Here is an 18,737-nt window from a genome sequence, read left to right on the forward strand (position 1 = left end):
GTCAATCATCCTCACGCCGCACGGACGGCGTAACCGTCGGCGAGCCTGAGCCGCCGGACGCGGGCGGCGGCGTTCCGCTGCCCGGCGCGGGTGTTTCCTTCCCGCCGTCCTTGCGCGAACCCAGCGACTCGATCCCCCAGTAAAACATCGGAATGAAGAACACGGCGATCGCGGTCGCGCCCAGCATGCCGCCGATCACGCCTGTGCCGATCGAATGGCGGCTGTTCTGCGAGGCGCCCAGCGCAATGGCGAGCGGCACACAGCCGAGGATGAACGCAAGCGAAGTCATCACGATCGGCCGCAGGCGCTCTTTCGCGGCGGTCAGCGCAGCGTCGTACGGCGTCTTGCCCTCCTCCCGGTTCAGCACGGCGAACTCGAAGATCAGGATCGCATTCTTCGCGGCGAGCGCGATCAGCATGGTCAGCCCGATCTGGAAGTACACGTCGTTGTTCAGGCCGCGCAGCAGGATCGCGAGCAGCGCACCGAAAAGAGCGAATGGCACCGCCATGAGCACGCCGAGCGGCAGTGACCACTTCTCGTATTGCGCGGCGAGGATCAGGAACACCATGATGATCCCGAACACGAACACGAGGCCACCGGTCGAGCCCGACTTGATCTCCTCGAACGCCTCGCCGCTCCAGCCGACGGCGTAACCCGGCGGCATCTGCGCGGCGAGCTCCTTCAAGGTATCGATTACCTGGCCCGAGCTGTAGCCCGGCGCCGCATTCGCCGTAATCTTCACCGCCGGGAAGTTGTTGAAGCGCGTGATCAGGTCGGGGCCCGTGACGTACTTGTAAGTCATCACCGCCTTGATCGGCACCATGTTCTTCGTGTTGCTGCGCACGTAGATCTGGTCGAGGTCCGCGGGCGTGAGCCGGTAGCGCGGATCGGCCTGAACGATCACCTGCCAGAGCCGCGCGTCCTTGTTGAACTGCGACACATAAAGCGAGCCGAACATGGTCTGCATCGCGCTGTACACCTCTTCGACCGGCACGCCGAGCGTCTCCGCCTGGTCGCGGTCGACGTCCACCAGCAACTGCTGCGAGTTCCCGTTGAACGTCGTGGTCACGCCGGTGAGTTCGGGGCGCGCCTTCGCCTTCGCAACGAAGTCCTGCACGACACCGGCGAGCTGCTGAATAGAGCCGTCTCCGTGGCTTTCGATCCACATCTCGCTGCCGCCCGTCGTACCCAGGCCCGGAATGGACGGCGGATTCACCGGGACGACGATGCCCTCCTGAATTTTCGAGAGCGTCTCGTAGGCCTTGATCAGCACTGCGCGCGCATTTTGCTCCCTGATGTTCGAGAACTTGTACCGCTCGTCGAAACCTCTCAGGCCGACGAAGAACGTGCCCGCATTGTTCTTGTTCTGGCTGTCGAGCAAGCTGTAGCCGTTCACGATCGTGATGCTGCTGACCGCGGCCTGCTGCATGAAATAGTCGGTGACCTTGTCGCCCACGGCCGCGGTACGGTCGAGGCTCGCCGCGTCGGGCATGATGATCGCGCCCAGCAGATAGCCCTGGTCCTCGGGCGGCAGAAAAGCGCCTGGGATCGACTTCCCCATCAGGACCGCGAGCGCGATCACGACGCCGAAAACGATGAGCCCCAGCACGTAACGCCGGATCATGAACTGCACGGCACGCCCGTAACCCGCCGTCATCCGCTCGAACTGATGGTCGAACCACCGGAAGAAGCCCTTTTTCTCATGATGCGTGGGCTTGATCAGGATGGCGGCAAGCGCCGGGGACAGCGTGAGCGCAACGATACCCGAGAACACCACCGAGATCGCGATCGTGATAGCGAACTGCTTGTACAACTGCCCGGTGATCCCGCCGAGAAACGCAACCGGCACGAACACGGCGCACATGACGAGCACGATTGCGACAACCGGTCCCGACACCTCGTCCATCGCTCGCTTGGCCGCATCTTTCGGACCGAGCTTGAAGACGGTCATGTTGCGCTCGACGTTCTCAATCACGACGATCGCATCGTCCACGACGATGCCGATTGCGAGCACCATCCCGAACAAAGTCAGCATGTTGATCGAAAAGCCCAGCGCCGCCATCCCCATCGCCGTGCCGATGATCGACACCGGTACCGCCAGCACCGGTATGAGCGTGGCGCGCAGACTCTGCAGGAACACGAACACGACGATCACCACCAGCACGAGCGCCTCGAAGAACGTGTGGATCACGTCGGCGATCGACGCGCGCGTGAAATCCGTCGTGTCCATCGCGATCTGATAGTCGAGCCCCTCAGGGAATGACGTCTTTAGCTCCGCGAGCGTCTCGCGTACCTGCTTCGAGACGTCGAGCGCATTCGCACCAGGCTGCTGGTAGACCGCGATGATCGTCGCCGGCTTGCCCTGGTAGGTGGTGCGGTTCGAATAACTCTTCTGACCCAGCTCGGCCCGGCCGATGTCTTTCAAGCGGACGATCGCCGCGCCGTTGCTCGCTGCACGGATGATGATGTCGTCGAATTCGGCGGCCGTCGCGAGCCGCCCGCTGGTTGTCACCGCGAATGACTGCTCGACCGGGTTGCCGGTTGGCGCCTGGCCAACGGTGCCGACCGCGAATTGCTGGTTCTGGGCGCGTACGGCGTTCTGCACGTCGCCGGCGGTGATGCCGAGTTGCGCCATCCGATCCGGCTTCAACCAGATCCGCATCGCGTAATCTGGAGTGCCAAAGATCGACGACTGGTTCGCACCCGGAATCCGCTTGAGCGTGTCGAGCACATAGACGTTCGCATAGTTCGCGATATAGGTCGGATCGAAGCGTTCGTCCGGCGAGTAGATCGCGATCACCATCATGAAGGCGTTCGACTTCTTCTGGACCTGGACGCCCTGCGACTGCACCTGCTGCGGCAATTGCGGCAACGCGAGGTTCACGCGGTTCTGCACGTCGACCTGGGCTAGCTCCGGATTGGTGCCAATCTCGAAGAAGACATTGAGCGTGTAGTTGCCGGTCGACGAGCCGGACGAATACATGTAGATCATGTTGTCCGCACCGTTGACCTGTTGCTCGATCGGCGCTGCAACGTTGTTCGAAACGACGTCCGCGCTGGCGCCCGGGTAGGTCGCGGAGACCGTGATCTGCGGCGGCGTGACGTCCGGATACTGCGCGATGGGCAGCGAGAACATCGTCAACGCGCCGCCGAGCGTGATCACGATCGAAATGACGGACGCGAAGATGGGCCGGTCGATGCAGAAGCGCGAGATGTTCATCGAGTCGCCCCTTACTGCGAAGCGCCGCTGGTTGCGACTGGCGCCGTCGCTCGCTCGCCCCCGCTCACCTGTGGCGCCGACGCGCCGCCCTTCTCAACGACCGTCTTGCCGCCGCTCTTCGTCGAAGGGAGCGTGCCGGCAATCTTGAGCGGGACTTCGGGCACGACGCGAATCGCGCCGTCCACCACGATGCGCTCGCCGGCCTTCAGGCCATCGTTGATGAACCAGTTATCGCCGTTCCAGTCGCCGACTTCGACCACTCGCTGACGGGCCTTCGACTGATTGTCGACGACCCACACGAAGTGACTCTTCGCGCCCTGGAGCACGGCCCGCTGGGGCACGAGAATTGCATTCGGCCGCGTGGCGCCTGACACGCGCGCGCGCACGAACTGCCCCGGCCGCAACGTACCCTTCGGGTTCGCGAGTGTTGCCCGCACAAGGAAAGTGCCGGTGTCGGTGTTGAACGCCGGATTCGCAAAGCTGATGGTGCCGTGCTGGGGAAATTCCGTGCCATCGCCGAGTATCACTGCCACGACGAACTCGCTGTTCGGCGGGAAGAGCAGCTTGCCTGCAGAAATCTGGTCCTGAAATTTGAGCATTTCGTTTTCGGAAATACTGAAATTCACCCAGATCGGATCAAGCTGATAGACATAGGTGAGGAGCCCAGATGAATTGGCGATCAGATAGCTTCCGTCCTGCTGCCTTGCATAGCTCGCGAGGCCATCGAGAGGCGACTTGATCGTCGTGTAACTGAGGTTGAGTTCCGCCGTCTCCACCTGGCCTTGCGCAGAGATCACTGCGGCCTGGGCCTCCTTCTCGTTGCCGATGGCGTCGTCGAGATCCTTCTGGCTCAACGCCTGCTGCGCCGCAAGCGGCTTGACCCGCGCAAGATTCTGCTGCGCCACCGTCAGCCGCGCCTGCTGCTGCGCAAGTTCGCCCCGTGTCGTCTGCAGCGCGGCCTGAAACGGTTTCGGATCCATCAGGAACAATGTCTGGCCGGCCCTCACCTTGTCGCCTTCGGTGTACATCCGCCTGTCGAGAAAGCCGTCCACACGCGCGCGAATCTCGACTTCACGCGAACTCTGCGTCTGCGCGGTGAATTCGAGTTCGACCGGGGTGTCCTGTGCCACGACCGTCATCACCGTGACTTCCGGCGCACCGAGCGCGGGGGGCCCGGATGCCTTCTTGCAGCCGGCGAAGAGTGTCAGCGCAACGGCGACGAGAATGAGCGGCAGGCAGTACCGGCGCGCCGCAACCCGGGGTAACAGTCGATGCTCGGGAAAGAACGGTCCGCTCATGAATGGCCTCCCGCAACGCGCCGGACCTGCGCATCGCCCCGGTACGTGCGCCATGGTCACCTCTTCGTTGCCCGCTTACTGTTCGCGATCCGGATCAGCAAGGATCCGCACACTGCTCTAGACGCAACGCCGGCCGAGACAGTTTGGGAACCAGCCGACAAGCCGCTGCCTGACAAAATGCCCCCGCCGTGTGTGACTCACTCGATACATCGCGCCTCGATGCTTTGCGCAAAGACCGGAAAGATTCTCGTATTTTGGCCAGGGTGTCCCGCATGTGGCGCGCTCGAAAGCGCCACCGGCGCCGCGCAGCGCCAAAGTATCGGCATCGTCGTGTCATGGCGCCCGTAGTCGTGAAGTTTGGTAGCCGTCCAGGCCAAATACAATGGGACTTTGGTCCGATATCCAACTGCGCACAACTCTTGCTCGGTACGGCGAGGACTCTTCGCTTGCCCGTGCAACTGCCACCTTGCGAATTCAGGTTAGGACGCCGACGCAAACCGACTATAGGACTTCGGTCAAACGTTGAAGTTGAAAACACAGTTGGGAGATTGGCGATGTAGTCCTGCCGACATCACGCACGTCAATGTTGGATCGGCTGGTTGCTGTTGCCAACATGCACAGCATCCTGACAGCGCCGGTCCAACTCGCTCCGGATCGCCGCATCGTTGAGCAAACGAGCGCTCTGCTCTTCGCCGTACCTCTGCTGCAGTAGCGCTTCGATCGCTCGCCAGTCGGCGTATTGGCCCGAGTCTGCCAGGTCGCGCGCATAGCGCAGCATGTAGTCTTTCACCCCCATAGCGGAATGTTTGCTCCTCATCCCCCTCTCCTGATTGGTTGAGGACCAAGGCAGCCGTACGCTATCAGTTACAACCGTGACTATTCGCTGTCCGATAACAGGTCTTGCCGCCGGGCCCACGTACGACGCCTTTCCCGTTCTCCGTCTTCGCCTCGCCACCACGATTGGTTTGGGTCGTTCGCACACCGTTCTGATTCGTTTGAGATGTCCAGGCCGTGCCCGTATTGCGGTTATATCCGCCCGCAGTCGAGCCATTCCCGCATACCGTTTCGCCGCGGGAATTCGTCGCACATTCCGCAAACGCGCTTGAGCTGATCATTAAGCAAGCCAACAGCAACACTATCTTCATGGCGGTCTCCCGAAGGTTCTGCCAAAACGTGACCGGCGCATGATCGATGGAGCTTTGATCACCATGCATCGCCGTCATGAAGAGTTTAGGATGCGCGGTCAGCGAAGACCAACGATGTGACAGGTTAGCGAATGCAAGTCCGGCGGCTTCTGGAAATAGCTGATTACAACAGATCTCAGTAGTACTCCTTTATCTCCACAGCGTCATGCCCTCGCTATTTGTCAGACGCCAAAAAGCGCGTTCTTTGAAAGCGCAAGCCGAACTGACGGCGCGGCTTAGCGATCCGCCAGATAGTCGTGAACTACCGTACCCAGACCGAGTGTCAGGTCAGTAAGGATATGGACTCCGGAAAGCACTTCCAGAACTGGCAATTCAGCGACAGGCGCAAGCGCGTGATGAAACAGCTCAAGCGCTGCTGGCCCATTCCATGCACCCTTGACAGTGATATCCTCGCAAAAGTACCGCACAAGTTCGCAAACTCGGGGCGATCCGTCCACGTGAGGGATAATTTTGAGCAGGTAGTTGGGTGCGGATAGCGACTCCAGGATCCGGTCGTGAGACGCGGGACGATACTTGTAACCCATCGTAGCGACCGCAATCGGAACGGGCCCGTATCGCAATACGCCACCGATCGTGTCTTTTTCGACCCGCAGTTGCGGACTCGCGAGCTTCTTGGGGAAGCCCCAGATTTCACGACCGCCGGCGATAGGCGCCATGTCGTCGAGAAACATCGCATGCACGTAGCTGCCGGTGTGCCCCTGAAAACTCACCGGAATGACTTGTCCGGCTTCGGTGTAGTCACCAAAGCCAGTGGAGTTCGGCATGCGGATGAACTCAAATTTGACAATAGGCTCAACCATCTCGAGCGGGCCTGGTATGACCTCTTTCAACCTCTCCGGATCGGTCCGATACGTGATGATAAGAAACTCCCGGTCCACGAACCGGTAGGGACCCGGTGGATAGGCGGGGCTCGTGAGCGGCATGGCGAAGGCGTTCTCTCTTACCTCGGATTCCGTCATGGTGCTTTCTCCTGGTTCTGCGATTCGACCGGTGTCAGGTCGAATACACGAATTCCATAGGCAAGCTCGACCACATCTTCCCAGGCTTTCCGTGCAACAGCATCGTGCACGTCGCCGAGGCCGCCCTGCCATAGTTCGTCAACGGTGGCGCGTGAAAACTCGTAATCCTTAAAGTCTGAAGAACCGGTGTTATGGCGGTTGGTCATATGAACCAGGGCGACCGCGCCTCGCGTGCTCACCGCCGCCAACCGCTGTGCGTCTGGATCGTCGCGCAGCGCTTCGGGAAGCTTGTCCAGCAGACGCCGTAGCGCCGTGCGCAACTCCTCGGTCTTTTTGATGTGCGCCGAACTAAAGCGCGCTTTGCTCGCGTATTGAATGTCCTTGAGGCGCTCCTGAACCTGCTGGAGATTCCGCGGAAAGTGGCCAGGGCCGGTGAACACATCGACCTGCAATACGAGCGCGCTCTCCCGATAAGCCTCATCGACGACGTACCACATCGGTGTATTGGAGGAGATTCCTCCGTCCCAATACCACTGCCCCTCTATCAATACAGGAGGAAATCCCGGCGGCAATGCGCCGCTCGCCATGACATGCTCCGGGCCTATCCTCGTTTTGGTATTGTCGAAGTAGACTGATTCCCCCGAGCACACGTTAACTGCCCCGAGCGAAAGACGGATATCGTGCCGGTTGATCAGATCGAAATCGACCAGCTCCTCGAGCGTATTCTTAAGAGGATGAGTGTCGTAGAAACTGAGGGCGCCGGCTGTGCCTGGAACGGCCATGAACGGCGGCAGCGCACGCGGCACAAAAAAGCCCGGCACTCCAAACGTAACCACAGATGCCGCGCTCCAGGCATTGATCCACGAGCGCGTTGCGCCGGCAGTGGGTTGGGTTATCAGTGATGTGCGGGCCGAAACTCGCTCCCAGAACTCGCGTAGCCGCTCAACCCGTTTTTCTGGGGGATTTCCGACGATGAGCGCCGCGTTGATCGCGCCAATTGATATACCCGCGACCCAATCCGGAGTGATACCAATTTCAGCGAAGCCTTCAAATACACCAGCCTGATACGCACCGAGGGCGCCTCCGCCTTGCAACACAAAAACGGTATGGTCGAACCTGGCAAGGCTGTCAATCACCTGACGAGGCAGTTTGCTCGCTCTGGCCTTCATCATTTCCACCTCGCAAACAGTACGTGACTGCGATTGGTACACCGCCACTGACGAAGTCGACAACGTGAAACCCCGGCAGGGAGCGTTGCTCAGGCCGCTGTGGCGGCTGCTATCGCGTCTGGCTCTTCACGATCGCAGTTGCAATTTCCCGGCTCACCGAACCCAACGCACGATCGTGAGCGGCAACAAGCGCGTCGTAAGCCTGCCCTTGCACAGGCTCGTGCGCGAGCGTGCGCCCGACAATCGGCGCCGCCTGGTCTGGAGGCCAGATCGTCCACAGTGCGTCTATCGTGGCCATATTCCCCAGCACCGAATCGAATTGCATGATGTCGACGCGCACTCGCCACGCTGGCACGCCACTCGTATCCACCCCATACACGCTGACGTGCTCAGAGCCAAGCAGCACCGCGAGATCTCCAGCGATCGTTCGCTGAATATTGCCTTTCAGCGGCTCCGCCCAGCGCTGAAACTCTTCAGGCCACACCTGATTGCCGGCAAGGCTGACGACGATCTGTGGTCGGTCAACCAATGCCGGAATCGTGACCGGGTTGACCACGACATATAGCGACGCCGCGGTGCCCATGGCGGTGAGTGCTGCGTCAGGCTTCAGCCGGTAGAAGCTGGACGTCGGCGAACTGGCGCAGCCACCAAGCGACACGCCCAACAGTGCAATAACGACCGATATCAGTGCGCGTGTCACGGGTGGTTCTCCTGCTGCTTGCCGCGAATCAACGCCTCCGGATGCCGTTCAAGATAATCGGCGAGCGTGCGGAAGGCGGTAGCCGTGCGTGAAAGTTCCTGAATCATGTCGGTCGCGTTCTGCTGCAAGGGGGAGTTCGGCTGTAACGCGTTGTTGGCCGAGTCGAGCGCAGTGTGGGCCGCGGCGAGTGTGCCCTGCGCCTGCGGGACGACCATGGTGTCGAGATCGTTGAGCAGCGTCTTCGCGCTCGCCAGCGTCTCTCGCGTGTTCTTGCCAATCGCATCGAACGGGATCGTGTTGAGCTTTGCCACGAGTTGCGTGATGTTGTCCTGCAGCCTTTGCAGGTTACCGGGGATCGTCGGAAGTTCTGGAGGCGATGACGCCCAGTTGACAGCGGCTTTGGGCGCATCAGGAAAGAAGTCGGCGGCCAGGTACAGTTGCCCTGTTAGCAGATTGCCCGTTCTAAGTTGAAGACGCAGTCCTTTCGCGACGAGGCGATCCGCCAGTGCGTGAGGATCGTTGGACAAGCGGCCACCCGGGGCGCTGGTCGCGCCGGCCTCGTAGCGAGACGTGAACAACTCCGGATACAGGTCTATTTCCACCGGGATAGTGAACTTCGCTGTCGTTGGATCAAAGCGTGTATAGATCGCTGTCACCTCGCCCACCACAATGCCGCGGAAGTCTACAGGCGCGCCCACGGTCAGTCCCCTGACCGATTCAGTGAAGTCGGCAACGTACTTGACGACGACGTTATAGTGCGCCTTCATCGCATCGGCCCGATCCGGGAACAGCGTGAAGGTCGAGTCGGTCGCGGCGACGGCTTCGTCGAATCCGTTCGGCGGCGACTCGAATGCCACGCCGCCGATCATGATCGACACGAGCGATTGCGTATTGACCTGGATGCCACCCGAGCCGACTGTTACGTCGACACCGCTCGCGTGCCAGAAGCGCGTGTCCGAAAGAACGAACTTGTCGTACGGCGCGTTGATAAACACCCTCAGCGTCACACCGTGCCCGTCAGGATCGAGCTTGAAGCCGGATATTTGTCCGACCTGCAGCCTTCGGAAATAAACAGGCGTACCGACGTCGAGCGAGCCCATATTGGTGCTTTTCAGAATGAATTCGCGCCCCGGCACATCATTCGCGATCGCGGGTGGTGTCTCGAGCCCTACGAATTCGCGACGCTCGGCTTTCGATTTTCCAACATCCATTTCGATGTACGAACCGGACAGGAGCGTGCCGATCCCGGACACCGTTCCGCCGGATATACGCGGGCGCACGACCCAGAAACGCGTGGTGTCGACAAGCATGTTCGTCGCATTCTTATTGATATCGGCCGTCGCGATGACTCGCTCGTGATCGGGCGTGAGCGTTACGGTTTTGACGAGCCCGATGTCGACGTTCTTGAACTTGACTTTCGTCTTTCCCGCTTCGAGACCATCAGCAGTCACGAAACTGATCGTAATCGTCGGTCCCTTCTCGATGACTGCCTTGACAGCGAGCCATCCGCCAATCAGGACCGCGAGGACAGGTACGAGCCAGACGACCTGAAGACGCCAGCGCGAGCGCGGCGTTGCTTCCGCGTCGGGGAAATCAGGCGTTTTCTCCGGTCCTGGCATGATCTCGCTCCACTTCGTCCCATATCAGGCGGGGATCGAACGCCATCGCTGCAAACATCGTCAGCACCACCACAGCACCGAATGCGATCGCCGCGTTGCCGGCCTGGATTGTCGCAAGTGCCTGGAACTGCACGAGCGCGACGAGCATCGTGATCACGTAGATGTCGAGCATCGACCAGCGCCCCACAAACTCGACCATCCGATAGATCCGTGTGCGCTCGATGGGGTACCAGCGCGAGTGTGCCTGTGTGGAGATCGTCAGGTATGCGAGCGCGAGGATCTTGAGCATCGGCACAGCGATGCTCGCAACGAACACAACGATCGCAAGCGGCCACGATCCCGATGTCCACAGGTACACGACGCCAGACAGGATCGTGTCGTCCTCGGTCCCGAAGAGCGAGTTCGTGTACATCACAGGCAACATGTTCGCCGGGATGTACATCACCATCGCAGCAACCAGGAAGGCCCACGTTCGGGACAGGCTTGCGGGTTTGCGTACATGCATCGCTGCACCACAGCGCGGACAATCGAACGTGTGAGCGTTGGCCCGTGCGCTTGCGAGCAGTCCGCAATCATGGCACTGCGCGAGACCGCATTGCGCTGCGGTAAGCGAGCCTTGAAGAGACGCCTCATCCAGGTCTGGCTCTGCGTCTATGTGCTCGACGGCGGCGACGCGCGCCCACAAGCTGCGTATATCGAAAGCGGAGCCCGCTGCCGCCAGTACGAACATCAGGGCTGCGAACGACCACAGTGCAGGGCCTACAACCACGCCGGCGATCGCGGACAACTTCACAAGCGCAACGAGCAGGCCGAGGATCAGTACCTCGGTCATCCCCCAAGGCTGGCAAAAGCGGCAGAGCCGGAAGATGGCCGGACCGCCCCACGGCGCGCGGTTGCATTTCAGCGGGATCAGTAACCACAGCATGCTTACGGTCTGCAAGATCGGCATCAGGGCAGTTGTAATAAAAACGAGGCCCGCGATTGGCCATTTGCCGTCCAGATACAGCACGCTCACGGCCCCCAGCAGCGTCGTTTCGACGACCGTCCCGTTGACCGCCAGGCCGACGATCGGATAGAGATTGGACACCGCGAAGAGTACAACCGCAGCGAGAGAAAACGCGAGCGCCCGGTCGAGACTGTTGGGGAGTTCGCGGTAAAGCTGGGCACTGCAACGCCGGCATCGCAACGTTCCGCCCTCTGGCACAGTCACCTCGCGCTGCAGCAGGTCGCATTCGTGACAGGCGATGAGTTTCCTGTGAGTCATTGCGGCACCTGTGCAGCATTGAATGTGCTCGACTTCTTCTGGACCTGGATGCCTTGGAACTGAATCTGCTCTGGCGGTCGTGGCAACACGTGGCGCTCACCGTTCTGCACGCCCGCCTGCGTGAGTTCCGGATTCGCGCCGATTTCGAAGAAAACATTGAGCGTCAGGTCAACGTTCGATGAACTCGCCGAATACATACATATCATGGTGTCTGCACCGTTCACCTGATCCTCGACGTTCAGACATTCGACGGATCGAGCGCGCTGCGCATCGTCATTCGTCTGACTCAGGAGTTCACGGGCGCGGCAGCGGTGCGAACCGCGCGAACGTCCGCGTCGCTACGCGACGTCCCATTCAGCCGCCGGCGTGGAGGACGAGGATCTGCGCGCGAGACGAGGGGAACGGCGATCACCAGGTCGCGAACAGGCCGGAATATGGCGCCGGCTCGCTCGTGCCCGTTGTCTGCGGATTGCGAGCCCACATGGCTGCCGTGGCCACTTTTGCTCAAGTCTGGCCGCCACCCGGGTGAAGCACAATGGGACTTTGGTCCGATATCCAGGCAGGGGAGGCAGTCGCGAGGTCTCTCGTCGTTTCTGGACCAGGACGATCAGTATTGATTGCGCTCTCTCTGATTGTCGATGTGAACACACTAATCGACGGCATGCACTGCGCCGTTGACACCGAAAGCGGCACCATTACCCTGATTGACTGGAAAGGCACGAATAGAAGCGGGCCTAGCGGTCTCAACGACCACTTCGCCTGCCCAACCGTCACGGACTGATACGAGAAATCTTTGTTCCTCGTAACGCCGTTCCGGCCATCAAACCCTGCTGATTGAAAATCATTGCATAGACATCTGACTGAGCTGTCTCGGTGTTAAGGTTCTTTGCTGTTCCCTCGTCGACCACGACTACCGTTGGTCCGACACCGATCTCGAAATCACTGCTTGTCTTTAGATTATTTAGCGCTGCTTCATTCATGAAAAGCATGACATACGCGTATTGCTGCACGCCTGCCTGGAACCCGTAGGATACCGACGTCGTGGCGTAATATCCCGTGACCTTGCCGTTCTCGATTAGTTCGCCAACCCCATGCGAGACGCCCGCAAGAAAGCCCGCCCTCACCACACTTGGAAATATCAACACTGCCTTCGCTTTGTGGGCCAAATCGCCCATCTGCGGATGGGTTGATGCAAGGCTGGACAAGGCCGCTTGAGAGTCAGCGTCAACCACATGTTTCGCGCTTGCCCCCTGCATCTGCGAATCCGGCGTCATCGCGAGGGGCACTCCTTGCGATGGCTGAGCTGTTGTGGATGGCGGCATGGAACTGTCGCTCATCTGACCGCTAGTCGTACATGCCATGAGGATTGCCAATCCAGAAATCGAGGCTAGCGCAGGTAGCATCTTCGACATGACGCGCTCCATTTTTAATTAACAACTCACAAACGCACCGATTGAATTCCAACGCTCTTCTCACATCGAATAGTCTAGTACGCTTCCAACTTGAATCCATTATGTTTATTCATTTTGACGAAGCCGCTGGGTTATGGAAACGTTCAGCCTGACTATGTCGACACTCGGTGGTTTGTTACGAAACGACAGCGTGGCCGTTAAAGGAGGCTGGCACCGTGAGGTGCACTGCACCTCAATGTATTCGAACAAGTCCGCCACGGCTTCGCGATGCATACGATCTCCCCGTGCTGTTCACTCGATTGCTCTTCAGGCTGTTGAAGAGGCATTCCTTCGGCGCGTTATCCCGGCAACTTCCGGATGAGAGATTGGGCTCGGCCGGAGTGAAGTGCGCAGGCGGTCCGTCTTGCTCGACAAGCAAACTAGGACGGTGTGCAGGCACCAAACAGCACGAACACATCGTCGCGATTCACCAAGGTCGCGGACATTCCACCCGTCTTCGTGTTGAGCGTAATGCTCCAGCCATAGCCGAGTTCCGTACCTTGCAGGAGCAACTGGCCGTCGCCCGGTTCCATGTACCGTATCGCGGTAGTGCGCTGCTGTGGGCCGACAATGACCTTCTTCGCGAAGTTGATGTGCACGAAATCCGGCGCCCCCAGAATAGAAGGAATCATCCTGACGCAGACATCGCCGATATCGCAGAAGTGCGCATCGATTGTCGCGCAAATGAGCGCCTTGCTGCCGTCGAAGTCCGCACTACGCACCCACGACGGGCTTGAGCAAACGAGGATCGCAAGCGCGGTCGCCCGCAATGGCTTCAGCATGACTCTTCCTCCTGCCTGTCGTGAACCCGCGTACAGATCCGCATGCAACCGACTGCCCGATCGGCTCGCCGATGACGCGGACATCCTACCTATTCGGCGGTGTAGCCTCGACCGGTCATGCATGCCTTGACAGCCCGGTTGTATCGGGACAGGTCTCCCGACGCTTGTTGCTGCATACCTTCTTGCTGCATCGCCATTTGCGCTCGTTCGCGCCGCATTCGCATGCCCATGCCCATCGTTCCGACGAGCGCACCGACACCCGCACCTTCGGCCCAGTGACCGCCGGCCACCCCGCCAATCAAAGTGCCGAACAATGCGCCGCCTCCGGCTCCGCGAAGTAGCTGGCCACGCTGTTGCTCAGGCGGCGGACTATTGGCCATCTGTTCGGCAAGCGCAACTGGATTGACTCCGGTGATTTGCTGGGCCCACGAATGGCAGTCCGCAGTATCGGTGTTCTGCTGCGCCGCACTTTGCCCTTTGGCCGGATAGAAGATCGGTTGCTGTGCCGCTGCCGCGAACGCCAAAGTTAGCGTCGACAGGACGATCGATAGTCGAACAATTATTCGCATGACTAAAGCTCCCGTGACTGCTTTCAGGCGTTCTTGCAATCGCGTCGGGAATGACTTTCGGTCAGCATGCTCGCGCAGCGCGCGCCGTTGCTGTTATTTTTAGCTGGTTATCGTCCGGGGAGGACTACGGTCGGAGCGCAAAAACCTGCATTCGCAGAACGCCAACGTGCAGATTGACAGAGGCTCATCGTTAAATCCATAGGTCTTTGGTCTCATTTGCCTGATGGATGCCTGCGCCGAATAACGTGAGGGTGCCTTGAATACTGCCGGAGCGCATCGCTGATGCAGCCGAGATCTGTCGAGCAGCAGGCGAATGCCGCAAGCGAGTGACGCTCAAGAAAATTGGTCATTCGAAGCGCCCAGGTCAGCGGAATTTGTCAGCCGCAAGTATTCCCACCGGATCAACGAATCAAGCGTCGCCTTTCCGTTCGGAATCACCCGCGCCGACCTTCGGCCATACGCCGAAATTATCGATCAGGATGTGGAAGCTGAGAAGGAGAATCCAGATTGGGAAGACGAGAACGATCCAATCTATGTAGTGGCCAGCGAAGAGCAACGCGAGCGCAGTTGCGTATCCAACAAACGCAATCCAGCGCGATACAAAGCCAGTACGAAGAGCAAGTGTACTCGTGGCCATTGTGAATACTGCGGCCATGCGGACCGCGTAAATATTCATCGCTTCGCTGGCAAACTCTCGCGCGAGGGTGAATGTGGCCGAACCGGGAAGTCGATCGAACCCAATGCGATACGCGGCCACAATCCCCCCGACGAACGCGGCAGCGACAAACAACATCGCCAGGAACAATAGGCCACTCCCCATGAACACCGTAGCAAAGAAGCGATCCTCGTGATCTCCGAGACGATCCCGCAGCACGCCAATGAACCAGAGAAAGGCAATGCCGGCAAACGGCACCAGGTTGACCGCAACCGCTACCGTACCCGAACTTTCTCGAAGCCACTGGCCCGCTTCGAGAGGACCAACCGGAATAGAGCGCCGCAGCAGCAGAAGGCCGGTAATCAGCAAGACAGAAAATACGATGCCGGCAATGGCAGCAGCGCGGGGGGCTCTCAGATGCCTCCTCGGCTCGATCCACTGAAGCCGATGGTCTTTCGTTGAGGGATTCATGTTCAGCGTCCTCCGCACCCTGCCGTGATCTGTGTCGGTATATTCGTCATGCTAGGGCAAGCGGCGATCAACTTGAAGTCTTGAAAGGGATCGATCCAAGGAGGCGAATACTCAAGAACCATGAAACATCTGTGAGGATTGCAAAGGTGTCGCTGAACGAATTGGGTCGCGTTATGACTTTTGCGTGAAAACCGCGCCCGAGGCGATCGTGGCGCTCGGTCGTCGGGCGGTGTCGGCCATGACCGGCCATCTGGGAAAGGTTTGTCAATGTCGGTTCAGCGACGGATTGCGGCCGCAAGGAGCCTGCGCGGGATCTGCGACGGTTTCGTCGCGGTGCAGCCTGCTGGGCAGCCGTTACCCGCAGCGTGCGCTGCTGCTCTCCGCTGCTGTTTTCGCCCCAGCACTACGCCACACTCTCGAATCGGGTCTATTCGCGGGCCGATCCCGTCCCGACGATGCCTGGATCAGCCGGCACCGCAGCGGGAGCCGTGGACGCTTCGAGAAATGCCGCTACTGAATGCATGTCCTGCTCCGTCAGCTTGACGCAGATCGCGCTCATCACTTCGCCGCGAGGCCTCTGTCCTGCGTGTTGAAAGACCAGTAACTGCTTCACTATGTAGTCCGCATGCTGGCCCGCCAGGCGCGGAAACTCGCCTGCCCCTTCACCGTGTGCACCGTGACAGGCGCTGCACGCTGGCACACCCTTGTCAGGTAAGCCGGATACGAAAATTGTCCTGCCGCTATTAACGAGCAGAGGATCGCCGCGTTCGCCCGCAGGTGGCGGACGGCTCGAAAAGTAAGCGGCAAGCTGCTCGATCTGCGCGTCGCTTAGATGGGTAAAGCCCCACATGTATCTTTTCGCATTCGGGTCGGACCGGTTATGAGCCCGGAAGTCCGTCAACTGATTGACCAGATACTCCCTTTGCTGGCCTGCGAGCTTGGGAAACGTGGGCGAGACAGAAACGCCGTTCACGCCGTGGCAGTTCGAGCAAACCTGCAATGCGATCGTCCTGCCGGCAACAGCTGGATCGTCGATCCGCCTGGAATGCTCGATGTCGTGACAACTGGCGTCACCCAGCAGTGTGGCGAGCAGAATCCATCGCGACACCCCTTTCATTTTGCCAGGCTCCAGTCGAGCTCCCGGAAATATGCCTGGGCGAAGATATGGCATGGTTTTCACAAATCCCCCTGAATGGCCGGCGACGGGAAGAAGACGTGAACGGCGCTGTTTCATGTTCGAAGGAAAACTCGGGAGTGACATCACCAATACGCCGCCCAGAGGTAGACAAACAGCGTGTCGTTGTCGCTTGCATTGCGCCCGAGTCCGTCGTAATTCGAACGCGCACCAAGATATTTCGTAAAGTGTGTGTACTGCAGACCGACACGGATGTTTTGCACAGGAATCCAGAATATTTCGGGCGTCCAACCTTGCGTTGCTGGAGAGGAGTTGGCACTACCCGGATACGCGACGCTGTCGCGGCTGCCGGTCACGTTGAAGAAAGAAAGGCTAACGCCGTATTTGGCCTGGTAGATGTAAGAGAGCTTCAGCCTCAGCGATCCAAGGTTGGCCGACTTGCTGTCGCCATAAACGAGGTTATTCGGATCACTAATGTTCTCGCGGATGTATCGGGCCTGTGCGGTGATTGTGTTCGGTTCAAGGAGGTACTGATACTGCGCATCGAAGCCGATATCGCGGTAGCGCGTTACGCCCTGTGTGAAGCTCGGGAATGCGTTAGCGTCGTTGGGATAAACTTGCGCATTGATCCCGAATGTCCCCAGCATGACACTGTGTGGACCCCAGTCGTGAGTCAGGGCCAGTCGCCAGTAGGGATTCTGGCCACGCAGATAGATCTGCGGGTGATTCGGATCCCCGGCCCTGTTCCCCTTGCTCATGAACGACCATATGCCGTCGGCCGTTCGATAGACTGACAACTCAGCATAAATCGTCCGGTTCCAGTACACGTAGCCCCCGGCGCCGACAACCTGCTGCGCCAGGGCGCCTTCCATGATCGGCAGGAATTGGGGCGAACCAACCGTGCTCGTTGACGAGGAGACGTACGGATAACTCCATGCCGGCGAGCTGTTCCAGACATCCTGTACGGACGGATTGTTGTGCAGCGTGGTGCCGAGAATCAGGTCGTTTGCATCCCCTATGATCCTGTCCACATATCGGAAGTCCATGTTGTCAGAGGCCCAGTGACCGATCCACTTGCCGTCGCTGCCCTGATGATCGTAGTTCGAGTAAGTGAACTGCGTGAACGCACCGATCCTGTCCGTAATCTTGCCGGCGAGGAATATGCTGGCAGCGTCGAAAATCGGTAATCCGTCTTTGGGGGAAATGATGTTGCCGCTGGCGTCATGGTTCACTCGTGTCTTCGTCATGTCGAACGTCGCCATCACGGCAACCGGAACGGTACGTTCGCCAAACGTGTAGCCGTTCAGCTTGAACATTCGCCCGTACGGAGTCAGTTCAGGAAACTGTCCACCTGCATGACACGCAACGCAGCTTTGTCCCGTTTGACGGGCGAATATCGGGAGCGCCGGAGCAGAAGTGGCGTGGAGCAGGCAGAAAGCCTCAATCGCCAGGATCCAGGCGCGTTGAAGCAGGCGACGGACGGCGACGAGATGTGTCATGCCAACATCTCCTCCGGCCCGCTCCGCACCTTGGGGTTTTCGAGGCACACGCGTACCCACCCCACTGCGATAAGCGGGACAGCAAAGACGACGCTACGCGCACGGCATCACCGGCGTCGCCTTGTAAATCAGCGGAACTACACAGGCCTGCGTTGTGGCGGAAAGAGATCCGGCACACGCACCTGTTCACTCGCTTTCCAAAACGAAGGAGGCCGCCGCCTTATTCCGCCGACGGTACGTTGCCAGCATGAAAGGCATGCCGCGTCATTTTCCCCACACATGACTTGTGTAAGCAGCAGGCCAGTTCACCCGGAACAGTAAGCTCGCCGGGTGTCAGCGGCGCCGACTCCGCAAACAGATAGCTCTTGACGCCGTCTGTCGAACCGTTGCAGGCGTTGCGTATGCGGTGGTCAACGCAATCGGGGCCACCGGCGCCGCGCAACTGCCATTGCGGGTCCAGTCGTCAAAGGCAAGCTGAATGACGTGGTCGTGCCATTGGTATAGATCACGAGCGCGGCACCCGACCCAGGAGGCGTTGAGCCGCGATACCACCGCCGTATTTCCGCCAAGTTGTGCGAACATCCCGTTCGGATTGAACGGCACCATCCATGCGTATTGCTCGGCGTTGCCTTCCACGTAGTCGTCGGTGCTGCTCGGGTTCTCCGGAATCCACGTGCCGTCGGAGTTGCATCCGGGGATCAGCGGCGGTATCAGTGAAGTGTTGAGCAGGTTCTGCCAGTC

The 18,737-nt window shown here is 59.5% G+C and carries 15 protein-coding genes and 1 pseudogene; all 16 read right to left on the reverse strand.

The features are described from left to right. Position 1 precedes the first annotated feature (1 nt). Positions 2 to 3,220, reverse strand: coding sequence for an efflux RND transporter permease subunit (locus L0U83_RS35965; protein WP_233888940.1), 3,219 nt, complete (start codon positions 3,218 to 3,220; stop codon positions 2 to 4). A gap of 11 nt (positions 3,221 to 3,231) precedes the next feature. Further along, complete coding sequence (locus L0U83_RS35970) at positions 3,232 to 4,518, reverse strand: efflux RND transporter periplasmic adaptor subunit (protein WP_233888941.1); 1,287 nt, start codon at positions 4,516 to 4,518, stop codon at positions 3,232 to 3,234. Positions 4,519 to 5,098: 580 nt separating this feature from the next. Beyond that, entirely contained in the window at positions 5,099 to 5,335 is a 237-nt protein-coding gene (locus L0U83_RS35975) for a hypothetical protein (RefSeq protein WP_233888942.1), read from the reverse strand. A 603-nt stretch (positions 5,336 to 5,938) separates the two neighbouring features. Next, complete coding sequence (locus tag L0U83_RS35980; protein WP_233888943.1) at positions 5,939 to 6,682, reverse strand: acetoacetate decarboxylase; 744 nt, start codon at positions 6,680 to 6,682, stop codon at positions 5,939 to 5,941. Continuing rightward, the gene (locus tag L0U83_RS35985) at positions 6,679 to 7,854 is read right to left on the reverse strand and encodes a patatin-like phospholipase family protein (RefSeq protein ID WP_233888945.1); all 1,176 of its coding nucleotides are present in this window, start codon (positions 7,852 to 7,854) and stop codon (positions 6,679 to 6,681) included. Before L0U83_RS35985 ends, L0U83_RS35980 begins: the two co-directional genes overlap by 4 nt. A gap of 106 nt (positions 7,855 to 7,960) precedes the next feature. After that, entirely contained in the window at positions 7,961 to 8,551 is a 591-nt protein-coding gene (locus tag L0U83_RS35990) for a PqiC family protein (protein WP_233888948.1), read from the reverse strand. Beyond that, a complete protein-coding gene (locus tag L0U83_RS35995) occupies positions 8,548 to 10,170 on the reverse strand; it encodes a PqiB family protein (RefSeq protein WP_233888951.1) in 1,623 nt (540 codons plus the stop codon). The genes L0U83_RS35990 and L0U83_RS35995 overlap by 4 nt, the downstream gene beginning before the upstream one ends. After that, the gene (locus L0U83_RS36000) at positions 10,145 to 11,434 is read right to left on the reverse strand and encodes a paraquat-inducible protein A (protein ID WP_233888953.1); all 1,290 of its coding nucleotides are present in this window, start codon (positions 11,432 to 11,434) and stop codon (positions 10,145 to 10,147) included. The genes L0U83_RS35995 and L0U83_RS36000 overlap by 26 nt, the downstream gene beginning before the upstream one ends. Next, positions 11,431 to 11,640, reverse strand: coding sequence for a hypothetical protein (locus L0U83_RS36005; RefSeq protein WP_233888955.1), 210 nt, complete (start codon positions 11,638 to 11,640; stop codon positions 11,431 to 11,433). The genes L0U83_RS36000 and L0U83_RS36005 overlap by 4 nt, the downstream gene beginning before the upstream one ends. Positions 11,641 to 12,204: 564 nt before the next feature. After that, entirely contained in the window at positions 12,205 to 12,846 is a 642-nt protein-coding gene (locus L0U83_RS36010; protein ID WP_233888958.1) for a lipid-binding SYLF domain-containing protein, read from the reverse strand. Positions 12,847 to 13,265: 419 nt separating this feature from the next. Continuing rightward, positions 13,266 to 13,667 (reverse strand): hypothetical protein, encoded by a 402-nt coding sequence (locus tag L0U83_RS36015; protein ID WP_233888960.1) that lies wholly within the window; start codon positions 13,665 to 13,667, stop codon positions 13,266 to 13,268. 89 nt (positions 13,668 to 13,756) lie between these two features. Beyond that, positions 13,757 to 14,236 (reverse strand): glycine zipper family protein, encoded by a 480-nt coding sequence (locus L0U83_RS36020; RefSeq protein ID WP_233888961.1) that lies wholly within the window; start codon positions 14,234 to 14,236, stop codon positions 13,757 to 13,759. Between the two features lie 409 nt (positions 14,237 to 14,645). Beyond that, a complete protein-coding gene (locus L0U83_RS36025; protein ID WP_233888962.1) occupies positions 14,646 to 15,362 on the reverse strand; it encodes a hypothetical protein in 717 nt (238 codons plus the stop codon). A gap of 427 nt (positions 15,363 to 15,789) precedes the next feature. Beyond that, positions 15,790 to 16,479 (reverse strand): c-type cytochrome, encoded by a 690-nt coding sequence (locus L0U83_RS36030; protein ID WP_233888963.1) that lies wholly within the window; start codon positions 16,477 to 16,479, stop codon positions 15,790 to 15,792. Positions 16,480 to 16,622: 143 nt separating this feature from the next. Then, positions 16,623 to 17,996, reverse strand: coding sequence for a cytochrome C (locus tag L0U83_RS36035; RefSeq protein ID WP_233888964.1), 1,374 nt, complete (start codon positions 17,994 to 17,996; stop codon positions 16,623 to 16,625). A 536-nt stretch (positions 17,997 to 18,532) separates the two neighbouring features. Continuing rightward, positions 18,533 to 18,734 (reverse strand): annotated as a pseudogene (locus L0U83_RS36040) (glycoside hydrolase domain-containing protein); the annotation flags it as partial. Between the last annotated feature and the right edge of the window lie 3 nt (positions 18,735 to 18,737).

Source organism: Paraburkholderia flagellata, assembly GCF_021390645.1.
GTDB lineage: Bacteria > Pseudomonadota > Gammaproteobacteria > Burkholderiales > Burkholderiaceae > Paraburkholderia > Paraburkholderia flagellata.